Below are 21534 nucleotides of genomic sequence, written 5' to 3'. Positions count from 1 at the left end.
GCATCATTACCTCTGTCAAAACAAAAGGTGCTGCATTTTGCAAACCCCACAATATCAAACGCCTCAACAATGCAGCACCTTGCACAAAACATTATGATAACACACTATTAAAAGCCAGGTTCAGTTTAGTTTAGTTCAGTTCAGTTTAGTTCAGTTCAGTTTAGCTTAGTTTAGTCTGGTCTAGTTTAAATTTGCTTGGTTTAGTTTATTCTTTTTGGATTAGCTTGTAAATAAAATGGCCCCCGCACAAATAAATAGCGCTGCCGCAATGGCAGCCAAATAAAAAAATGAAGTCCTTTTATTCATCATAAGCATCATTGCCTCAGCTGATTTCTTCATTCTTTTTAATTCTCCGTTCTCTTCCATATCGCATCTATTTCTAAATTTTTCTGTGCAAATATGGAGCGTGGAAAAAATAATTGGTTGCCAAATCGTAAATTTATCCTGCAAAAAAATCCGGATTTGGAAAAACTTGCGTCTTCATAGGCCATGAAAACGTTAATTCCTTGATAATAAGGCAATTAAAAGAACACGCTAGGCATAAAAAAGCTTAGCGTATTGCTGTAACACACTGGTAATGTGATAAATGACTTTTTTAAAGGCTATGAAAGACCGGTCGTCCTGAAATACATTATTACAATTTGCTAATTGCAATATCCAGGTTCTTCATATTGAAGATATCCCTTCCGGCAATAGTGCCGCTCTTGTCAAACAGGAACATTGACGGGACATTGGTTATGTTGTAAGTACTTAGTGCAGGGGAAGATGCGCCCATACCGTCACATACATTTATCCAAGGTAAAGTCTTGACAACCGATGCCCAATTTGTTTTATCGGCATCTATGCAAACCTCATATATTTGGAATCCTTTCCCTTTATACTTTTTATACAATTGAAGCAATTCTGCATTAAGCATTTTTTGAGAATTATCTGATGCGCTCCAGAACAACAACATGAACGGCCTGCCCAGCAATGAGTTAAGATGCTGTGTTTTAGCCATTAAATCTGGCAGAGCCAAATCAGGGAATGCAGTTTCTCCGGCATTTTGTATTCTAGAATTAAGTTCCATGTAGTTGTTAAACCTTGTAACTTCTCCCTCTAGTACCTTGATATAAGGAGAGTTAGGATACTTCGGCTTTAAAGAATCGCAAACCTGCTTAAAATAAACTCCATCCGTAAGCTGCGCAAACAGAGGAAGATTCTCATTAAACTGTCTGTAAAGCTGAGTAATATTTGTGAATGAATATGGATGTTTAAGAATGCTCTTTATTGAATATTGTTTCTGCTTAACATACAGATGTCCAAGCTCATACCTCAATCTAACTGCACCGTCCTTATCTCCGATCTTATCACATGTCAGCAATTGAACTGTAAGAGAATCAAACACTTTCTGAGCACGGACAATAGAATCATTAACCTGATTTAAAAGTTTTGACTCCTCTGAACCGCTTATTTTCAGCAATTTGCCAAGAGTATCAACCGTAATTGACGCCTTGTCTCCAGGGTCCAGAAGCAATGATGCCACAGTAGTTCCATGATAAGTTATGTAGTAAAAATTAGGAGATGCATCGGGCAGCTTAACTCTGTATTTCACAAACCCTTTCTTATTTGTCGTAAGCGTATCTATAGTAACAAGCTTGTTCATGTTAAGCATGTTAAGAACAACTTTTTTCTCAGATGCCCCTTGGATGACAGCTTTAATTACCGCAGAATCCTTATGTCCGCAAGATACTAAAAACAAAGAAGTTGCACCAATCACAAAGATTGAAGCAACTCTTAAAAATGAAAACTTTTTCATCAGAAAATTCTCTTTATATATCATAACAGGTATTGGCCTGCTATTATTCTTTTTATATCACAACAAGTTTCTGCCTGCTATTATTTATATCACGACAGATTCCTTCCTTTTTATTTCTCTTTTTGATACTCTTTTGCAATGCTCTCAGCTATTGCCTTCATCTCATCGTCAGGAAGATGCATCTTTTCCTTTTGGAAATTCAAGTCTTTCTCGCTCTGCAAAGGTATCAGATGTATGTGAGCGTGAGGGACTTCCAAGCCAAGCACTCCAACACCAATTCTCAGGCAAGGGATTGCGCGTCTCTGCGCTCTTGCAACCTTCTGTGCAAACTTCCATAAACCGGCATAATACTCAGGGTCATAATCAAATATATACGGCTTTTCATCTTTGGGAATTACAAGGGTATGCCCTTTTACTATTGGGGCAACATCCAAAAATGCAATGTAATCCTTTGTTTCTGCAACTTTGAAACAAGGAATCTCACCTTTAATTATTCTTGTAAAAATTGATGCCATAATTATTTGATTTTTAAATAGTTAATCTTGCCAAAATTAAAAACATCCTGTCGGGATTAAAAATTATCTTCCCCGAATTAAATAGAAATATCCAAAATCTGGAACTTGATAAGACCTGCTGGGGCATTTACCTCTACAGTCTCACCCTTCTTGTGTCCCATAAGCGCCTTGCCTATAGGAGTTGAGGCGGCCAGCTTGCCCTCTGCAAGATTAGCCTCGCTCTCTCCGACAAGAGTAAACTCCATATCTTTCCCTGTCTTTAAATTCTTGACCTTCACTTTGTTAAGCATGCTTACTTTTGTAGTATTCAGCTTGGACTCATCAATAATTTTTGCAGTAGCAATTAACTCCTGAATCTGGGATATCTTAAGCTCCAGCATTCCCTGAGCCTCTCTTGCTGCATCATATTCCGCATTCTCAGAAATATCTCCTTTATCCCTTGCCTCTCCAATTGCTTTGGAGATAGCCGGCCTTTGAACTGTAATCATATCATTCAGTTCCTTCTTCAATTTATCCAGGCCTTCAGCCGTCAAATAATGTATCTGTCCCATATTAGAAAAAATTAAGAAGAACCCCGTTTGGCCGGAATTCCTCGTCTTTACTTATGCAAATATAAGAATTATTTTTAAAACTTAGGTTTCATCAGCTCCGACAGGATTATCATATCCTCCGGGTGTTCTTTCAGCCTTTTTTTAAACTGCTCAAACTTGTCAACCTCCTCTCCGTCCAAATCCTGCGCACTATTCGCATCGGCGCCTGCACTTCTCTGATTTTGCGCGCCTCCTGCCTCTGCGCTGGAGCTTACGTTGCTCTGCGCATCATACGTATCTGTACCGGCGTTCCCTTGCGGTTGTCCGTACCGGTAAGTTTTTGCAGAATTACTATCTGAAAAGTTGTTATTCATACCTACAATTTGTCTGCTTTGCATACAAATATAAACAATTACCTCAAAACAATATGCGGCAGCGCGGCGGAAAGGGAATTACGGGCCTGCTGCTTATCAATGCAAAGCTGCTCCTTCAATCTCTCCAAAGAATCAAATTTACTCTCCTCCCTCATTCTGCCCGCAAATTCAATCTTCATATCCAGTCCGTAAATATCCTCGTCAAAATCCAGGATGTGAGTCTCTATCGTCTTCTCATTATTGTCCCCGACAGTTGGCCTTACGCCTATGTTGCAAATTCCCATGTAAGTCTTTCCGTTGACCTCAACATAAACTGAGTAGACCCCATTTTCCGGAACAAGCTTAAGCGGATTGTATAATTTTAAATTAGCTGTCGGGAATCCAATTGTTCTCCCTATCTGCTTGCCTGAAACCACAACTCCCTTTAAACCATATCGATACCCAAGATAAGAGTTGGCCTTCTCTACATCTCCGGCCTCCAGGATGTGACGAATTTTTGTACTGCTGATAATTTCGCCCCCTTTAAATTCAGGGTTCACACCTGCGGAGCCGACGCATTCATCCACTCTAACTACCTCTATGCCAACCTTATTGGCAATCTGAATCATCTCCTCCTGCGTCTCGTTAACATCATGTCCTATCTTGTGGTCATAGCCAATAACCAGAGTGTCAATATCGTACTTCTTCTTAAGATATACGCTTAAAAATTCTTCGGTAGTCAAAAGGCTGAACTCTTTTGTGAATTTAAGAATGATAACCCTGTTGACGCCTATATCTTTTATAAGGTCTCTCTTTTCTTCCAAAGTTGTAAGAAGTCTCAGATTATAAGCCTGTTGCTGCAATACGCTGCGCGGATGGGGCCAAAAAGTTACCACGGCGCTTTTCTCTCCCTTAGCCTTTGCAATTTCACAAAGACGCGCCAAAACTTTTCTGTGCCCTAAATGTACTCCGTCAAAAAAACCAGTAGCTGCTGCTATCATAATTTACAACCATTTTACGAGTTCAAAATCCTGCCTGTGAGGCATAAGTTTATTATACGCATACAACCTGCTCGCCACCAAATATGTACCGGTTTTTTCCGGCATCAGGTTGCAAACATAAGTTGCCTTCCCGTCATCAAAGCTCTCTAATTTGTACGGGAACACTCCCTTGATTGAAAGTTCGCCTCCATTCTTTGGCGCATCCAGAACATCGCTTGTACTCTTCTCCGTAAGAAGCAATTCCAACCCCAAATCATCCGGACTCACCTCTCCAAGCTGAAGCACAATCTTTGCCTTGTATTCTTTCCCTAACAAAAGGACACCGCTTGGAGTATCTATTTTAGCCTGTGAAACAAGTTCTATATCAGACCATTCCCTGCGCATCCTTCTCTTCCAGCTTGCAATCTCTTTGGCAATTGCAAAATCTTTCTCAATCAGCATGTGCTTGCGCGCGCACAAAGGAATATAAAATTGTTTCAGATAATCTTCCATCATCCTGTTTGTTGTAAAATTACATGCAACTTCAGCAACGCAATTCTTGATGGTATCAATCCAGGCAGAAGATATTCCCCTCTTGTCAACATCGTAATACCTTGGCGCAATGTCAGTTTCCAAAATATTGTAAAGAGTTGCCGCATCCAATTCATCCTGGAATCCCTGGTCATTATAAGAGCGCTCCATCTTCAAGGCCCAGCCGGCTCCCTCCTTATATCCTTCTACCCACCATCCGTCGAGAACTGAAAAATGCATTACTCCGTTCATCACGGCTTTCTCTCCGCTGGTGCCTGACGCCTCCAACGGTCTTGTTGGCGTATTCATCCAGATATCAACACCTTGCACAAGATATTTTGCAAGTGAAATATCATAATTAGGAATGAAAACTATCTTGCCGATAAACTGCGGCATCTTGGAAACCTCTACAATCCTCTTAATTAAATCTTGCCCCGCTTTGTCAGCCGGATGCGCCTTTCCTGCAAATAAGAATTGTACAGGTCTCGACGGGTTATTAATTATCTGGTCCAGCCGCTTTAAATCTGTAAAAAGCAGATAGGCGCGCTTGTAAGTTGCAAACCTGCGGGCAAATCCGATTGTCAGTATTTTATCATTTAACGTGCTGTTAATCTTGACAATGTCATGAGGAGCATAAGGATTTGCAGTGCCTGGCTCAGATAAAATTTCTTTAACTTTTTCTATAAGTTTTTTCTTCAATTTTTTCCGCACTGACCAAATTGTGTCATCCGGAACATCGCGGAATCCCTGAAAACAGCTGCGGTCATAGTGGTGTGAAGAAAAATCTTTTCCAAAAACTTTTGCATGAATCTCTTTCCATTCCGGAGCGGTCCATGTTGAATAGTGTACACCATTTGTAACATAGCTGATATTCAGCTCTTCCGGAAGATATCCCGGCCACAATCCGGAGAATATTTCTCTGCTCACTTTTCCGTGAAGCCAGCTGACTCCGTTAACCTCCTGTGAAAGATTTGCGGCAAGATTGCTCATGGAGAATTTTTCATCGTGATTATTAATGTCCAATTTTCCAAGATGCATTATATCATTCCATGAAATTTTCAAATGGTCCGGGTCATGGGACAAATAAGTTCTCATCATATCTTCTGAGAATGCATCATGTCCGGCCGGAACAGGGGTGTGAGTCGTGAACAAAGAGGAACTGCGTACAACCTCAAGCGCCTCTGAAAATGATAGATTATCATTCTGAATGTATTCCCTTAATCTCTCCAATCCGGTGAATGCGGCATGCCCCTCATTGCAATGATAAACATCAGCGTAAACACCTAATAATCTGAGAGCTCTGATACCGCCTATTCCAAGCAGCAACTCCTGTTTTAATCTGTTTTCCCAATCTCCGCCATAAAGCTGCCCCGTAACTCCGCGGTCTTCCGGCAAATTGTCATCTATGTCTGAATCCAAAAGGAACAAATTTATTCTGCCAACCCTAACCTGCCAGATGCGAGCGTAAATATTTCTTCCGGGAAAAGCCACGGAAACTTTTTGCCACTTGCCGTTATTGTCCATTACAGGCTGAGCCGGAGTCATGCTAAAGTCCTGAGGATCATAAAGTGATATCTGGTCTCCGTTTGCAGAAATTTTTTGAGTGAAGTATCCGTACTTGTAAAGGAAGCCTATTGCGGTCATATTCACATTCATATCGGAAGCTTCCTTCAAATAATCGCCCGCAAGAATTCCAAGTCCGCCGCTGTAAATTTTTAATGAAGCATCCAGACCGTACTCCATGCAGAAGTATGCAATGCGAGGCGCTTTCTCATCTTTTTTAAGGGACATGTATTGATGAAAATGTTCTACCACGCTATCAAGTTTTCCCACAAATTCCTCATTAGCAACTAGTTCCTTATACTTCTTAAGGTCCATCAAATCCAGCATTGCAATTGGATTACCCTCTGATTTTTTCCAAAGCGCAGGGTCTGCAATTTGAAACAATTCAATTGCCTCCTGATTCCAGCACCACCACAAATTTTTAGAGAGTTCATCCAAACCTTTTAATCTGTCGGGAAGAGACTTCTTAATCATAAGCTGCTTCCACTGAGGAGGTTCTACATTAAATTTCTTTACCTCCTGCTCCGGTTCCTCAACAAATTCAGGAAATGCTCCGTTGCGTTTAACAACCTCTTCCAAAGCTTTAATGTAAGCGCTCTTGTAATAAACTATTACGTTATCCCACAAAGAGACAGATGAGACATCCTTTGCATTTGCCTTATAATCTTTCTCTTGCGCATCATTAAGACTTGCAACCTCTTTTATCTTTGCAACAACTCCATCAACAACTTGTCCGTAATTAGAATCATTGCGTTGCAAAATTGCAATTCCGGGATGCTCTTTTTTGTAGTTGTCATTTACCCAGACGCCAAACCCTGCAAGCGATGTTGTTATTGTAGGAACTTTAAACGCCAGACTCTCCAGAGGAGTGTAACCCCATGGTTCATAATAAGATGGAAATACTGTCAAATCCATCCCAGGAAGAATGTCATAGTATGACTTATTAAAGATTCCGTCATTTCCGTTCAGATAAGTTGGAACATAAACTACGCTGACATCATCTTTTTCAGGATCAAAATTAAAAGGCCTCATCCTGTTAAGGATTGCATCATACTCTCCATTAGCCAAATAGTGGGTGATGTATGTTTTGTAATTCTCGCTGCCTTTTCCTTCCAGCTTGGCTGCCAAGTCTTTATCGGGGCCGTTGTTGCCGGCCGGTATCATCACAAATGCAAGAATCTTTCTCCCCTTCCATCCCTCATTTTTTAGTTTGTCAATGGCATCTAGAAAAACATCAATGCCCTTGTTCTTATATTCATATCTTCCGCTTATCCCAATTATTACAGTATCATCCGGATAATCAATATTATACATCTTTGATGCTATAAACAGCATTAGCTGCCTTGCAGCTGAACGTACTTTATCACACTCTCCCTCCGCAGGTGCAATGATACTGTCAAATCCGTTTGGAGTTATGAAATCCGGCTTGCGTTTTAAAAACAGTTCGCACTCATTTGCCGTAATATTGCTGACCGTTGTAAACACATCCGCATTTTGAGCCGCCGTCTTCTCCAGGGAATGCTTTGCAACAACATTAAACTGCCTTGCCTTCTCATCTGCATCATACAGATTTATAGAGTCATACAGCGGCATATTATTGCAGGCAAGACATCTTCCAACAACCGTTGCATGAGTTGTAAATACGGTTCCTATTGCAAGATTCTGGTGCTTTATATAAAGCAGTCCGGCAGCACTCATCCATTCATGGAACTGAGCTACAACCTTATGATGCGGCTGCATATAAAAGTTCACAAAACTCTCAATGACCTTACCCGTCGCGAACCCAAAAAGAGTAGGCTCTACATAATCCCATTGCCCGCTAATAGAATCCAGTTTAAAGTCTTCCCACAGCTTTGCAAAAATCTCATCTTTTCTAGTGATAAAAGAGGAAAAATCTACAAGAATCGCGATAGGTTTTCCCGCAACGTTCCATCTTCCTATCCTCACTCTAAGCCCCTCATCCGCAGCTTGTTTCCTCCATGAATGAAACAGAGTCTGATCCTCTGAGAACTCCGGATTTTTTTTAGTTTCCATCCAGATATCAGGACCTATCAATATGTGGTTTTTCCCGTATTCCTTACTAAGATTATGTGCTTTTGTTGCAATGACGGTATGGATGCCGCCAACCTTGTTGCAGACTTCCCAGCTAACCTCAAACAGGTAGTCCGCCTTTTCTATTTTACCTTGAATCATTTGCTACTCTTTTTTTTCCCGACAGTTGTTTTTGCCGTCGCTTTTTTTACAAGCTTCAATATTTCAGCCTGCTCTTTTCTTTTTTCCGCGGCAACTTTTTTCTTACTCTCCGCGCTCTCTTTTTTAACAGTTACTTTCTTTTTTTTCTCAGCCGGCTTCACAGCCTTTGCCATTTTCTTCTTTACTGCAACTCTCTTTGCCACAGCCTCTTTAGGCTTTGACGCAGCTGGTTTCTCAACCTTTTCAGCCTCAGTTTTTTCCGGCTGCGCGACATCCCCTTTTGCAGATTTCTTTACTCTTATTTCAAAATCGCTCAAGACATTCATGTAATTAATGAACGCCTCATAAGGAGTATTGTACGGATTGAAATATTTGTGCACAGCTCCGTCAGAGAAAAACTTTGTGCACATATAATAAAAATGATCACTCTCCTGCAGCTTGCCAAAATCTGATATAAGAGTCTGGCTCCCGGATGCAAGCACATTTTTCTCCAAAGCGTAAAGCTTCTCAAAAGCCTCATTCTGAAGCTCATTGCCGAGCCATGCGCTGGTATCGCGCTCCTCATCCGCCCATGAAATTGCAAACGGAACATGCAGCGGAGCAACAGGCTGATGAATTTCCGTAACCTCTGAAGGAGTTCTGAATTTTATCTTGGTTCCCTTTAAAACAGCACCCGGCAAAGCTCTCATAAAATCAAATATTCCGCTTTGCACTCCCTGGTGCTCTCCAAAAGTTTCATAATCCATAAATAGATTTATTACATCATCTCCCTTTGCCGCATCATTAACCCATCCGGCATATTTTTCTGCGGTAATAGGCCATGAAGGATTGCTTCTATCTGAAAATCTGAATGCTATATCATCACTCAATCCAAAATTTCTAAGCAATAATTTCTGACGCGGATTTATTGCATTGGTGTATACAAAGTTAGGACTCTTCCAGCCAAGAATATGTTTTGCCCCCTCTGCCAGCATAGTATTATAACCCATGGACGCAACGGCGGCACCTATCTCATCTGAATAAATAAGCTCTGTATTTCTAAAAGCTTTTGGAGCAACGCCAAAATATTTCTTGATTGTCTCCGCATGCAGATTAATCTGATACCTAAAGCTTTCCATACTTTTTAAAGAGGCAAGAGAATGGTAGTAAGTCTCTGCAAGAAATTCCGCGCAACCAGTCTCGGCCAATTTTTTAAAACTGTCTAAAACTTCCGGACAATGTTTTCTAAACTGCTCAAGCGCAACTCCGCTTATGGAAAATGCGACTTTAAACTCGCCCTTGTTTTGTTTTATCAGTTCCAGAAGCAGCTTGTTCATAGGGAGATAGCACTTCTGGGCAACTCTGCGCAAAATTGTCCTGTTTGCAAACTCATCATAGTAATGGCTATCTATGCCTATATCAAAAAATCTGTACAGGCGCAATCTGTCCGGCTGATGAACCTGGAAGTACATGCATAAAGACTTTTCCATATTACTTGTTTTTACTTAACTTCTTAATAAAAATTCCGCGCAAATTTCAGGGATGCGCAATTACCTTTTTGCCTCTGCAATTACCTGAGAATAAATATCTTTTATCTTAAGCGCAGCATTATCCCATTTTAGCCTGTTAACCTCATCCGCACCGCATCTTACGCTCATCTTTGAGATTGCAGGATAATTAAGCAGCGCATAAATAGAATCCGCCAAGGCGTCTATATCCCAAAAATCTACCTTAAGAGCATACTTCAAAACTTCCGCTACTCCGCTCTGCTTAGAAATAATAACGGGAACATTTGACTTCATGGCCTCCAGAGGAGAAATACCAAAAGGTTCTGACACAGATGGCATTACGTAAACATCTGAATAAGAAAACATCTTGCGTACGTCAGATCCCTTTAAAAATCCGGTAAAATGAAAACGGTCTGCAATTCCAAGTCTTGCCACACGCCTAATTGAGCGGTTCATCAAATCTCCGTTGCCCGCCATCACAAATCTGACTCCATTATATTTCTTTAAAACTTTTGCAGCAGCCTCTATAAAATATTCCGGCCCTTTCTGAAAAGTGATGCGTCCAAGAAATGTTACAATCTTCTCATCTACACCCCTTTGCACATCCATCTTTTTGTAGGCGGAAAAATCTACCGCATTGTGCACGGTCACAACTTTCTTTGGGTCAACTCCATATTTGCTAATAACAATGTTGCGGGTAAGATTGCTCACGGTTATCACTTTGTCAGCCGCCTGCATTCCCATCCTCTCAATGTCATAAACTATCTGATTCACATTGTCTCCGCTTCTGTCAAACTCCGTTGCATGTACATGAACTACAAGAGGCTTCCCGGAGATATTTTTTGCAGCAATTCCCGCCGCATAAGTAAGCCAATCGTGAGCATGAATGACATCAAAATCATTTTGAGCCGCAATAGAAGCTGCGACCATAGCGTAGCGCGCAACCTCCTCCATCAAATTGGTTCCGTATTTTCCGCTGAACTTATATTTGTCTCCGTACCTTACTCTGAACATTTCATATTCAGATTTTTTTCGGCGCTCTTCTATCTCCTTTACAGTTAGCCTTTTAAACTCATCGGGATCTACATACGGAACTAAAGTGCTGCTAACTTTTAAAAATTTTACATTCTTAAAAAAGTCGCTCACTTTTGTCCAGCTCTTCTCAAAAGAGACATCAGATGCATTTATGATATGTGCTGCGCTAGCATCCTCATCTCCGCTTGCTGACGGCATAACAAACAGAACCTCAACTCCATTGTTTGACAATCCCTTTGTGATTCCATAACAAGCAGTTCCAAGACCTCCGCTAATATGGGGAGGAAATTCCCATCCAAACATTAAAACTCTCATCTCTTCACCCCTCCCTTTTTGACTTTGCCGGCTGCTGCGGGAACTCTCTTTTTGCCGGCTTTCTTATTGGCGCTCTTCTCTTTAACGCTGCCGGTAACACACTCTGCACCAACAGGGTGAGGAACCGGAAGCGGTTCCTTGCTTCCGAATCTGGAAAGCATATATTTTGCTCTAATCAACTCTCCTACGCTATTAGCAAAAGATATACATCCGTGAGGCAGGAACGGAGGATTTCCATCATACATTTCAGAGATAGTGCCTATTCCGTGAACCGTCATATCCTCCTCAAAAGCATGTATCAAATGCATCCCTTTTGAAATCCAGAATTTTCCCTGAAGTCTCAAGCAAGAATTTATATAAGGTCCTAAAATCCAAGGATATGCGCATCCATTGTGATGAGCATAATCCCTTGCAGACTGATTCCCCTCATACACACCCTTATACAGCGGATTCTTAGGAGACAAAGTTCTTATTCCTCTTGTTGTAAGAAGTTCTCTCCCGACAGATTCCAGCACTTTCATTTTGACCTCATCTTCTATTGGCGAGTACGGTACAGAGCAGGCCATCAGCTGGTTAGGACGAGTATAAATATTCTGTCCCTCCTCATCTACATAGTCTGCAAGGTGCCCCCTCTCTTCACTCCAAAAATAATTGTAATAATTATCCTTTATGGATTTGATAACCGGAGCAATGTGCCTGGCAAAATTTCCATCTCCAAATTTTTCATCAAGTTCTGTGTAGTAGCACAATGCATTGTACCATAAGGCATTAACCTCCACCTGATATCCTCCCCTCTCTGTAATCGGCTTCTTATTCACATCATAAACATTCATCCATGAAAGAGCCGTATCTGTTTTCTTTGCCCAAAGCAATCCGTTGCCGTGGAGCTTTATTTCATCTCTTCGTCCATCTAAAAATGATTCAAGAATCTCCCTCATCACTTTCCCGTACCTCTTCCAAATATCCTTCTGAACTCTCTCTTTCACAGAGACATCCACTTTATTTGAATCATTGAATTTCCAAAAATCATCTTTCCAATCCTGATACTCTTGCAAAGTTTTAAACATCCACAAAGGAGTATCCGGCTGATTTGAAGGGGCAACAAGCTGATTTAGTTTTTGCGTACATGCGTTCTCCATCACCTTGTGGAATTTCTCCTCATCCCCGTCATTGTAAACAGTCAAACCAGGCAGCGCAATAAAACTGTCGCGGAGACACTCATAATCCCAAGAATATCCGCTGCAAATGCTATACTCGCCGTTGTTCCTGATTATGAACTGCTTGCCCGCTATTTTCATACAATCATCATAGCTGTTGCGGCGGTTGTCCCTTTTCTTTATTTCCTCAGCAAACCTGGAAATCAGCTCTTTAGAGATTGCAGGAGAAGTGCTTGCGGAGAGAATAATGCTCTCCCCTTTTTTAATCGGCACCTCAAAATAACCCGGTACAAATAAATCCTCTCTGTCATCAAAACCCCTTCTGCTCTCCTCCTTGTACACAATATTATAATACCAATCCGGACATGCCACCCAATCATTCTTCTTGCTAAGTTGCAGATTTAGAGTAGGAAAACCTTTATACATACAAAATGCAACGCCATTATCAGCGGGCGTGAAGCGGGTATCCGCATCAGTATTTGCTTTTGTAAGAGCATGAATATTACGGAAAGCCAAAAACGGTTTAAGCCTCAGAGTTGCGGTTGAAGGAGACTCAAGCAAAGTATATTTAATAAGAACCTCTTCCGTCTCCCGCACAAACATAATAGTCTTGCTAAACAGCATATCTCCAACCTGATAAGTGATTGTAGATGAATAGTTCATCTGAAAATCTACAATATACTTATGTCCTCTTGGTTCATAAACAGCTCCGTATGAAGCAATTCCAAGGTTAAAGCATTTGCCGTGCTGAACAAGGCTCTCATGAATATTAGAGAGCAGAATATGCTTCTCACCTCCAAAATTATCTATCGGGACTACCAGAAGCCCATGATACTTTCTGGTATTGCAACAGACAATAGTAGTGTTTACATAACCTCCTGCGCGGTTAGAAAGAAGAATCTCTCTTGCAAGAGAATACTCCAGATTCACCAGCTTTTCCTTATTAAATTCCAAATATGCCATATGCCGCAAATTTACAAAACTGAATTCTAACTTGTAAAAACAGAGCAACTTTCGGCTAAAGTGCACGCTTTTATTACCAAAAAGTTGCAAGCCCTTACATCATCCTCAATACCTGAGCGGTGCGTGAAGGAAGGTAGAGAGAAATCTTTCCTCTGCCGGACTCGTCCGCCCCAAACTCCTCCTTGTGAGCAACTTTTCTCTCATTTCTCTCAAATCCGTCAAACTCTTTCCAATCGGTATCAAGAACTTGCTGCCACTTTGCCCCCTCTCTTGCCGCCGCTCCCGTAGAACAAATATATTTCTCATAAGAGCCGGAAGGCGAGAAGTTAAAAGCAAATAAATATTTTCCTCGCGATAGTATAATTACTTGATTTTGAATGTCATTGTAAATAGAGACAGGGCGGCTGCAGAGAATTTCTCCGCTGCGGAAAAGAGAAATCATTGCAGCGTCAAAATTATTCAAACTGCTGTATCTTAACAATTTATTATCGCACAATGACCACTGCCTGCGAGCATAAAAATAGGACCAGTTGTTTCCCTCTCTTGGAAAATCTATCCACTCTGGATGACCAAACTCATTCCCCATAAAATTCAAATACCCATCCCCGGCGGTAGCTATCGTGAGCAACCTTATCATCTTGTGAAGCGCTATGCCCCTGTCAATTACAAGACTTTTAGAAGTAAGGTTCATTTTGTCATACATCTCTTTGTCCAGCAGCCGGAAAATAATTGTCTTATCTCCAACCATTGCCTGGTCATGGCACTCGGCATAACTTATCGTTTTCTCATCCTCTCTCTTGCGGACAAGTTCCCAATACATATCCCCCACATTCCACTGTTCATCAGGCAGTTCCTTAATCCACTTTATCCAGTGATCCGCAACTCCCATGCTCATGCGGAAATCAAAACCGGTCCCGTACTCGGCCCGAGGAGCCGCAAGGCCGGGCATTCCGCTCATATCCTCTGCTATTGTAATTGCCTCATGTTTAATCTCATGCACCAAGATGTTCGCAAGCCCAAGATATGTAATTGCGTCATCATCCACATTTGCATTAAAGTAATCTTCATAGGAAGTAAAAGATTTGCCAAGACCGTGGTCCCGGTAAATCATGCTGGTAATTCCGTCAAATCTGAAACCGTCCAGATGATACTCCTGCATCCAGAACTTGCAGTTTGACAGCAAGAAGAAAATAGTTTGCGGCTTTCCGTAATCAAAACATCGCGTGCCCCAGGCGGGATGTTCTCCCCGCGGACCGGCATGAAAATAGAGAGTTTTTGTACCGTCAAAATTAGAGAGCCCCTCTACCTCATTTTTTACGGCATGGGAATGCACTATATCCATCACCACCGCAATCCCCATAGAATGAGCAGTATCCACAAGACTCTTAAAATCTTCCGGAGTCCCAAAGCGGGAGCTCAATGCAAAAAAGCTGGAGACCTGATACCCAAAAGAACCATAATATGGATGCTCCTGCAAAGCCATAATTTGCAGGGTATTATATCCCAATTTCTTTATGCGGGGCAGAACGTCTTTTTTAAAATCTGCAAATATTGCTATTCCCTCCTTCTCTCCGCTCATTCCTATATGCGCCTCATACACAAGAGGATTCTTGCGCTCTGATTTTTCACCCTCAAATTTATATCTCCACTTATAAGGTTTCGCCGGGTCCCAAATTTGAGCAGAAAAAATTTTTGTGGCGGCATCCTGCACGCACCTTGTTGCGTATGCCGGAATCCTCTCACCTTCAGATGTTCCGCCGCTCTCATCATTTCCGCCGCTATTATTCCACTGCACTATCCACTTGAACAAAGAACCGTGAGGAGCAGAATCTATCGGGACCTTGAGCTCCCAGTCACCGCTCCAACCATCCGCAGCAGTAGCATAACTCTCCAAAATTCTCCCCCCCGCAATCTTATACATCTTCCAATCATCAAACTTTTTCCAGCCATTGAAATCACCTATCACCCAGATATTTGAAGCATTAGGAGCCCACTCGCGGAAAACCCTGAAATTTTTCTCCGCATGAACTCCGTAAAAGAGATGATTATTTACTGCGGACGACAGTGTGTTTCCGTAACCCGCAATAGTCTCCTTGGCAATTATCAGGCGTTGATATCTCTCCGTGATAATCTTCTTGTAAGGCTCTAAATATGAATCTCTTTCAAAAATTCTCATTTAATATTATCAAACTTTTCCTTGTAGCCCTGCAATTCCTCCTTGCAAAACTTAATCAATTCCATGGCCCGCTTCAGGCCGCTCTCCAACTCTGTAAATGAGACATTTGGATTCTCAATCTTCTTCACAAGAGCATTCAGTTCCTGCACCGCCTGCTCATAAGTTTGTTTCTCTTCCGCCATAATTTTCTATTTTTCTTTTTTTACAATCACACTAACTTCTCCATCCCGCATCATAATGCGCAGATGAGAACCATCATGTATATCATTGACAGATACAGCCTTGCGCCCATCCGCAAAAATAACGCTGTACCCCTTCTCCAAAATCTTCATAGGGCTGGAGCTTAGCAGCCTCTGTTCCAGCAGCTTAATCTCATTCTCTTTTAGAGTGAAGTATTTTGCTATTATATTCCCGATAGCTATTCTCTTTTGTTCCAGCATGTTCTGCTGCCTTAGCACTGCGGTTCCGCAGATAAAGGTAACTCTGGAAACAAGCTTCTCCAGCTTTTGGTCCTCTTTTTCAAAATACAGATTGACAGCTTTTTGCACCCTATCTCCAAACTCTCCGATTTTTTGCCTCTCAGCAGAAAAAATATCTAACAGAAAAGCGGCTGCGGCTGTTGGAGTTTTAACAGGGTGACTGGCAACTATATCACAAATGTGGACATCCCTATCGTGACCTACGCCTGTCACAACAGGAAGCGGGCACTCCGCAATTGCCTTTGCTACAAGGTATTCGTCAAAGCAGGACAAATCCATCTGGCTTCCTCCTCCGCGGATAAGCGCCACAATATCAAATTCTTTCTGACGTTCTGCTATTAGGGCAAAGGCTTTTGCAATGCCTGCCGGAGCCTCCGCGCCTTGCATTGGAGCCTCAAAGAGTTCTGTTTTAAAGCGTACGGATTCCACCTGATTTTGCTCATTCACAGAGCCTTCCTTAATATGCTTCATAAAGTCTCCGTAGCCGGCGGCACCTTCAGAGGAAACTATTGCAATCCTGCATGGAAGAGCGGGAATAGCCAGCTCTTTATTCCGGTTAATCAGTCCCTCCTTCTCCAGACGCTTGATAGTCTGCTGCTTGCGCGCCTCCATATCCCCAAGCGTAAAAGAAGGTTCTATGTTAACTATGTTAAGCGAGAATCCGTAAACAGCTGAGAAAGTAGCTTTTACCTTAACTAAAATTTTTATTCCGCCTCTTAAATCTCCTCCGGCAGTCTCCCGGAACAGAGGAGTAAGCAATCTGTTCTTCTCTCTCCAAATTGTAGCTCTTGCCTTTGCTATCACCTTATCTCCTCCCTCTTCCGTCTGCACAAGCTCCATGTAGCAATGTCCGCCTGGCCAGTTGTTTGTAACGCTGCTGATTTCAGCCGCTACCCATCGCGAGTCAGAAAATGAACTCTCTATCTCTGTCTCAATTTCCTCTAAAAATTCTGAGAGAGTATAACGCTCTTCTGACGCAGCACCGTCGCTCAGCTCCTCATCCTCATCTACCATATTTAATTTATATTCAGCCATTTATTCCCCCTCTAAAAAATTGTTGATAAAACGGTGATTTCTTCCCGCCCAAACGCTCTGCAATTTACAACAAATCTCTGATTTTTTCTTAAATTTGCCACAAATCCAGAGAGATGAAAATTACAAAAGCGGTTTTTGCCGGAAGCAGCACTAACATTAATAATAAGCCAAAGCAGAAACTCCCTGAATTTGCGTTTATTGGAAGGTCCAATGTGGGTAAGTCCTCCTTAATCAACATGTTATGCGGAGGAGCGCAGAAGCTGGACGGAACAAAAGAGAGAAAAGTTGTTTTAAAAGAGCTGGCAAAGACGTCATCATCGCCGGGCAAGACAGTTTTGGTGAATCATTTTATGATAGACGGCAGCTGGTATCTGGTAGACCTTCCTGGTTATGGTTTTGCTAAAATTCCAAAACCGCAAAGAGACGCGCTGGCAAAAATGAACAATGAATTTATTAACAACTCCAAAGAGCTTGTTAATCTTTTTGTTTTGATTGATTCCAGACACTCCTTGCAGCAGATGGATTTGGTGTTTATGCAGAGCCTTGGAAAAGCGCAGATTCCTTTTGCGATTATTTTTACAAAAGCGGATAAACTGGGAAAGGAAGCGGTAAAAAAATCTGTCGGGAGTATAAAAAAAGAGTTGCTGGAATATTGGGAAGAATTGCCGCCGTGCTTTATCAGCTCCGCAGAGAAAGGGACAGGCAAAGAGGAGATACTCAATTACATAGATGAAATTTTGAATTCAATTAAACACAACTAATCTAACTATAAAAAATATCATCATCATGGAACATCCTATAAAAATTTTCTCTACAAGAAACTCCAGATACCTTGCGGAGAGAATTGCAAAGTCTTTAAAAATGGATTTGGGAAAAGCTGAAGTCACCGCGTTTAGCGATGGAGAATTTCAGCCTATTTACTTGGAGAGCGTAAGAGGAAATACGCTTTTCATTGTATGCTCTACATTCCCTCCTGTAGAAAACCTTATGGAGCTGCTGCTGCTTATTGACGCAGCGCGCAGAGCTTCTGCTTATAAGGTAATTGCCGTTATGCCATATTTTGGCTGGGCAAGACAGGACCGCAAAGACCGCCCAAGGGTTTCCATCGGAGCCAAGCTGGTTGCCAATCTTCTTGCTGCCGCAGGGTGCGACCGCGTGATGACTGCAGATTTGCACGCAGACCAAATTCAGGGATTCTTTGATTTCCCTGTAGATCACATATATGCAAGCTCCATCTTTATGCCGTACTTGCGCTCTTTAAAAATTAAGGATATGTCAATTGCAGCTCCCGATATGGGAAGTGCAAAGAGGGCAAATGCTTATGCAAGAATTTTAGGATGCCCAATGATTATATGCCACAAGAGCAGGGAGAGAGCAAATGTTGTTGGCTCAATGACAGCAATTGGAGATGTTGAGGGGAGAAATGTTGTAATTGTTGATGATATGGTAGATACTGCCGGCACAATGTGCAAAGCTGCTAAAATGCTGATGGACAAGGGAGCAAAGAGCGTCAGAGCTTTGGCAACGCACGCTGTTTTGAGCGGAGCGGCATACGAGCACATATCACAATCTCCGCTTAAGGAGCTTGTAGTAACAGACACAATTCCTTTGCGCGCACCGGAAGGAGCAGACACAAGCAAGATTAAGGTAGTATCTGTCGCTGAGCTATTTGGAGACGTAATTGACAAAGTATATAAGGATAAATCTTTCTCTACAAGTTTTATTTATTAGAGAATTTTTTCTCCCGACAGTTTAATATCTTTTTGCAACATGCTTATTCATAAGGAGTTTACAATTGACCAAATTCATGATACCCTGGTTGAGGGAATCAGAAAATATTTTGCAGATTGTAAAGTAAAGAGGGCAATTCTTGGATTGAGCGGCGGGATTGATTCTGCCGTTGTGGGAGTGCTTGCTACGGAGGCTCTTGGGGTTGACAATATGCACGCCTTTATGATGCCAAGTGAGTTTTCCACATTGCACTCTATTCAAGATGCCGTGGATTTGGCTGAGAATCTGGGCATTAAATATGATGTAGTTGCTATTGGAGAAATCTACAAAAGGTATATGAGGGAACTGGAACCTGTGTTTGGCCTGCACAACAAATGGAATGTTGCGGAGGAAAATTTGCAGGCCAGAATCCGCGCAAATCTCCTGATGGCTTACTCTAACAAGTTTAATGCATTGGTTATCAACACATCCAACAAGAGCGAGCTTTGCATGGGATATGGTACTTTGTATGGAGATTTGGCGGGAGCATTGATGCCGATTGCAGATTTGTACAAGGGAGATATCTATGAATTAGCATATTACATTAACAGCAATAACAATGAAGTTATTCCGCAATCTACGCTTACAAAGGCGCCTTCAGCGGAACTTCATCCCGGGCAAAAAGATTCAGATTCACTTCCTGAGTATGAAATTATGGACCCCCTTCTTTACGCAATGAACGAGGGCGGAAAGAGCGCAGCGCAGCTTATTAAAGATGGCGCCGACAAGGCTGTTATTAAGAGGATTACGGAACTCATGAGCAAGTCTTCATTTAAAGTTCATCAGCTCCCTCCTATCCTTAATATAAGCAGCAAGCCGATTGGGTACAAAGAGAAGTGGCTCTTATAAAACTTTGAATATCAATTTTATATGAAGGTAATATTAATCTCCGTAGTGATTGTTGCGCTTTGCGTGTTCGGGCTCTGCATTAATATTATTTTTAAAAAGAACGGAGAGTTTCCTGATGGTGAAATATCTCATAATAAAGAGCTTAGAAAACGCGGAGTGGTCTGCATGAAAGAAGAGGACGAGGCTATATGGGGAGATGCATCTGGAAAGAAAAAGAGCGGTGCGCACAAAATAAAAAATGCAATGGATGAGGAGTGCAGCGGCTGCACCTCAGCAGATTGCGCGCTTAAGAAATTAATTAAATAATACCCTGTCGGGAGGAAAAAAATATGGGAATTGTTGCAATAGTAGGACGTCCAAACGTGGGCAAATCAACGCTTTTCAACAGAATGGTTGGAGAGAGGAGAGCAATTGTAGATAAAGAAGCCGGAGTCACAAGAGACCGCCACTACGGCAAATGTGAGTGGTGCGGCAAAACTTTTTCTGTTATTGATACCGGAGGATACACTTCCAATTCAGATGATGTCTTTGAGAAAGAGATTAGGAAACAAGTACTTGCAGCAATTGATGAAGCGGATGTAATTTTGTTCATGTGCGATGTTGACACCGGCATAACAGATTATGATGAAGAGATTGCGGATATTCTGAGACGTTGTAAAAAGCCTGTAATTCTGGCCGTTAACAAGGTTGACACAGGAGATAAAATGTACGGGTCTTATGAATTCAACAGGTTTGGACTTGGAGAACCTTACAGCATTGCTGCGGCAGATGGAGGAGGGACCGGAGATTTGATGGATAAAATTTGTGAAGTGCTGCCAAAGCCAAAAGAGGAAGATGCTGAACTTGAGAAGCTTCCAAAGATTACTATTGTGGGGAGACCTAATGTAGGAAAATCTTCTATGACAAATGCGCTGCTTGGAACTGATAGAAATATCGTTACCCCGGTAGCCGGAACTACCAGAGATTCAATAAGTACCAGGTACAATAAATTTGGCTATGACTTTATGATTGTGGATACGGCAGGATTGAGAAAGAAAAACAAGGTAACGGAAGACCTTGAATTCTACTCAGTTATGCGTGCCGTTCGCAGCATAGAAAATTCAGATATCTGCATACTGATGATAGATGCGCAGGAAGGAATTCAAGCGCAGGACATGAATATATTCTACCTGATCCAGAAGAACGGGAAAGGATGCGTATTTGTCGTAAACAAGTGGGACACAGTAGAAAAGGACAGCCAAACCATGAAAGATTTTAAAGAATCCATTCTGGAAAAAATTGCTCCGTTTAACGATGTCCCTATCATATTTACTTCAGTCATAAACAAACAGAGAATATTTGATGTTCTAAAAGAGGCCATGGAGGTCTATCAAAATTACTCCAGAAAAATTCCTACGGCCAAGTTAAATGAGGCTTTGCTGCCGGAGATAGAAAGCCATCAGCCGCCTATGTACAAGGGTAAAGATATCAAGATAAAATTCGTAACCCAGCTGCCCACAAAGACTCCTTCATTCGCATTTTTCTGCAACCTCCCGCAGTACATCAAAGACCCTTACAAACGCTTCTTGGAGAACAAGTTACGCAGTCACTTCAAATTCACAGGCTGCCCGGTCAACATTTTTTTGAGGCAAAAATAAACTCGCTCAAACTTCCAATTTATAAGTCATTTTTTACTCAAATCGGGAACTTTTTGAACGGCATGCCGTTACAAAAAATCCCCGTTTAAGATTCTACGATGCACTTATTTTTCTAAACGTTGCAATTACACGTAAAAAAAAAGTAACAAATAAATTACAATTTTGTTA

Annotated in this window: 18 protein-coding genes; 5 read left to right on the top strand and 13 right to left on the bottom strand. The window is 41.7% G+C overall.

All coding sequences use genetic code 11. The features are described 5' to 3' along the window. Positions 1 to 219: 219 nt before the first annotated feature. From LKM37_04865 to xseA, 13 genes are all read right to left on the bottom strand, one after another. On the bottom strand, positions 220 to 366 hold the full coding sequence (locus LKM37_04865; protein MCI1720332.1) for a hypothetical protein: 147 nt from the start codon (positions 364 to 366) through the stop codon (positions 220 to 222). Positions 367 to 634: 268 nt separating this feature from the next. Continuing rightward, complete coding sequence (locus LKM37_04860) at positions 635 to 1798, bottom strand: AhpC/TSA family protein (protein MCI1720331.1); 1164 nt, start codon at positions 1796 to 1798, stop codon at positions 635 to 637. A gap of 110 nt (positions 1799 to 1908) precedes the next feature. Further along, the gene (locus LKM37_04855; GenBank protein ID MCI1720330.1) at positions 1909 to 2313 is read right to left on the bottom strand and encodes an HIT family protein; all 405 of its coding nucleotides are present in this window, start codon (positions 2311 to 2313) and stop codon (positions 1909 to 1911) included. A 77-nt stretch (positions 2314 to 2390) separates the two neighbouring features. Beyond that, positions 2391 to 2864 (bottom strand): transcription elongation factor GreA, encoded by a 474-nt coding sequence (gene greA / locus LKM37_04850; GenBank protein MCI1720329.1) that lies wholly within the window; start codon positions 2862 to 2864, stop codon positions 2391 to 2393. Positions 2865 to 2938: 74 nt separating this feature from the next. Then, positions 2939 to 3241 carry a hypothetical protein gene (locus LKM37_04845; protein MCI1720328.1) on the bottom strand — a complete coding sequence of 101 codons (303 nt, stop codon included), beginning with the start codon at positions 3239 to 3241 and terminating at the stop codon, positions 2939 to 2941. A gap of 14 nt (positions 3242 to 3255) precedes the next feature. Further along, positions 3256 to 4197, bottom strand: a complete 942-nt coding sequence (locus LKM37_04840; GenBank protein ID MCI1720327.1) for a bifunctional riboflavin kinase/FAD synthetase — start codon at positions 4195 to 4197, stop codon at positions 3256 to 3258. 3 nt (positions 4198 to 4200) lie between these two features. Next, on the bottom strand, positions 4201 to 8463 hold the full coding sequence (glgP, locus tag LKM37_04835; protein ID MCI1720326.1) for an alpha-glucan family phosphorylase: 4263 nt from the start codon (positions 8461 to 8463) through the stop codon (positions 4201 to 4203). Then, positions 8460 to 9932 carry a glycoside hydrolase family 57 protein gene (locus tag LKM37_04830; GenBank protein ID MCI1720325.1) on the bottom strand — a complete coding sequence of 491 codons (1473 nt, stop codon included), beginning with the start codon at positions 9930 to 9932 and terminating at the stop codon, positions 8460 to 8462. The genes glgP and LKM37_04830 overlap by 4 nt, the downstream gene beginning before the upstream one ends. Positions 9933 to 9992: 60 nt before the next feature. Continuing rightward, a complete protein-coding gene (locus tag LKM37_04825) occupies positions 9993 to 11300 on the bottom strand; it encodes a glycosyltransferase family 4 protein (protein MCI1720324.1) in 1308 nt (435 codons plus the stop codon). Next, the gene (locus LKM37_04820) at positions 11297 to 13420 is read right to left on the bottom strand and encodes an amylo-alpha-1,6-glucosidase (protein MCI1720323.1); all 2124 of its coding nucleotides are present in this window, start codon (positions 13418 to 13420) and stop codon (positions 11297 to 11299) included. The genes LKM37_04825 and LKM37_04820 overlap by 4 nt, the downstream gene beginning before the upstream one ends. 94 nt (positions 13421 to 13514) lie before the next feature. After that, positions 13515 to 15596, bottom strand: a complete 2082-nt coding sequence (locus tag LKM37_04815) for an alpha-amylase family glycosyl hydrolase (GenBank protein ID MCI1720322.1) — start codon at positions 15594 to 15596, stop codon at positions 13515 to 13517. After that, a complete protein-coding gene (gene xseB, locus LKM37_04810) occupies positions 15593 to 15778 on the bottom strand; it encodes an exodeoxyribonuclease VII small subunit (GenBank protein ID MCI1720321.1) in 186 nt (61 codons plus the stop codon). Before xseB ends, LKM37_04815 begins: the two co-directional genes overlap by 4 nt. Before the next feature lie 6 nt (positions 15779 to 15784). Then, positions 15785 to 17110, bottom strand: coding sequence for an exodeoxyribonuclease VII large subunit (gene xseA / locus LKM37_04805; GenBank protein ID MCI1720320.1), 1326 nt, complete (start codon positions 17108 to 17110; stop codon positions 15785 to 15787). Positions 17111 to 17223: 113 nt separating this feature from the next. On the opposite strand from xseA, the gene yihA reads away from it, so the two are divergent. From yihA to der, 5 genes are read left to right on the top strand one after another with little or no spacing between them, the layout of a single operon-like run. Further along, positions 17224 to 17871 (top strand): ribosome biogenesis GTP-binding protein YihA/YsxC, encoded by a 648-nt coding sequence (gene yihA / locus LKM37_04800; protein MCI1720319.1) that lies wholly within the window; start codon positions 17224 to 17226, stop codon positions 17869 to 17871. A 22-nt stretch (positions 17872 to 17893) separates the two neighbouring features. After that, a complete protein-coding gene (locus LKM37_04795; GenBank protein MCI1720318.1) occupies positions 17894 to 18841 on the top strand; it encodes a ribose-phosphate pyrophosphokinase in 948 nt (315 codons plus the stop codon). Between the two features lie 39 nt (positions 18842 to 18880). Then, positions 18881 to 19729, top strand: a complete 849-nt coding sequence (nadE, locus tag LKM37_04790) for an NAD(+) synthase (GenBank protein ID MCI1720317.1) — start codon at positions 18881 to 18883, stop codon at positions 19727 to 19729. A gap of 21 nt (positions 19730 to 19750) precedes the next feature. Further along, on the top strand, positions 19751 to 20035 hold the full coding sequence (locus LKM37_04785) for a hypothetical protein (GenBank protein ID MCI1720316.1): 285 nt from the start codon (positions 19751 to 19753) through the stop codon (positions 20033 to 20035). 23 nt (positions 20036 to 20058) lie between these two features. Further along, complete coding sequence (gene der / locus LKM37_04780; GenBank protein MCI1720315.1) at positions 20059 to 21366, top strand: ribosome biogenesis GTPase Der; 1308 nt, start codon at positions 20059 to 20061, stop codon at positions 21364 to 21366. The last annotated feature ends 168 nt before the right edge of the window (positions 21367 to 21534 follow it).

Source organism: Bacteroidales bacterium, assembly GCA_022647615.1.
In the GTDB taxonomy this organism is placed as follows: domain Bacteria; phylum Bacteroidota; class Bacteroidia; order Bacteroidales; family UBA932; genus Egerieousia.
This window is presented reverse-complemented; position numbering and strand designations above follow the sequence as displayed.

Excerpts from the sequence above, each read along its gene's own strand:
- LKM37_04865 (MCI1720332.1), bottom strand. The coding sequence starts at position 366 with ATGGAAGAGAACGGAGAATTAAAAAGAATGAAGAAATCAGCTGAGGCA.
- LKM37_04860 (MCI1720331.1), bottom strand. The coding sequence starts at position 1,798 with ATGAAAAAGTTTTCATTTTTAAGAGTTGCTTCAATCTTTGTGATTGGT.
- LKM37_04855 (MCI1720330.1), bottom strand. The coding sequence starts at position 2,313 with ATGGCATCAATTTTTACAAGAATAATTAAAGGTGAGATTCCTTGTTTC.
- greA (MCI1720329.1), bottom strand. The coding sequence starts at position 2,864 with ATGGGACAGATACATTATTTGACGGCTGAAGGCCTGGATAAATTGAAG.
- LKM37_04845 (MCI1720328.1), bottom strand. The coding sequence starts at position 3,241 with ATGCAAAGCAGACAAATTGTAGGTATGAATAACAACTTTTCAGATAGT.
- LKM37_04840 (MCI1720327.1), bottom strand. The coding sequence starts at position 4,197 with ATGATAGCAGCAGCTACTGGTTTTTTTGACGGAGTACATTTAGGGCAC.
- glgP (MCI1720326.1), bottom strand. The coding sequence starts at position 8,463 with ATGATTCAAGGTAAAATAGAAAAGGCGGACTACCTGTTTGAGGTTAGC.
- LKM37_04830 (MCI1720325.1), bottom strand. The coding sequence starts at position 9,932 with ATGGAAAAGTCTTTATGCATGTACTTCCAGGTTCATCAGCCGGACAGA.
- LKM37_04825 (MCI1720324.1), bottom strand. The coding sequence starts at position 11,300 with ATGAGAGTTTTAATGTTTGGATGGGAATTTCCTCCCCATATTAGCGGA.
- LKM37_04820 (MCI1720323.1), bottom strand. The coding sequence starts at position 13,420 with ATGGCATATTTGGAATTTAATAAGGAAAAGCTGGTGAATCTGGAGTAT.
- LKM37_04815 (MCI1720322.1), bottom strand. The coding sequence starts at position 15,596 with ATGAGAATTTTTGAAAGAGATTCATATTTAGAGCCTTACAAGAAGATT.
- xseB (MCI1720321.1), bottom strand. The coding sequence starts at position 15,778 with ATGGCGGAAGAGAAACAAACTTATGAGCAGGCGGTGCAGGAACTGAAT.
- xseA (MCI1720320.1), bottom strand. The coding sequence starts at position 17,110 with ATGGCTGAATATAAATTAAATATGGTAGATGAGGATGAGGAGCTGAGC.
- yihA (MCI1720319.1), top strand. The coding sequence starts at position 17,224 with ATGAAAATTACAAAAGCGGTTTTTGCCGGAAGCAGCACTAACATTAAT.
- nadE (MCI1720317.1), top strand. The coding sequence starts at position 18,881 with ATGCTTATTCATAAGGAGTTTACAATTGACCAAATTCATGATACCCTG.
- LKM37_04785 (MCI1720316.1), top strand. The coding sequence starts at position 19,751 with ATGAAGGTAATATTAATCTCCGTAGTGATTGTTGCGCTTTGCGTGTTC.
- der (MCI1720315.1), top strand. The coding sequence starts at position 20,059 with ATGGGAATTGTTGCAATAGTAGGACGTCCAAACGTGGGCAAATCAACG.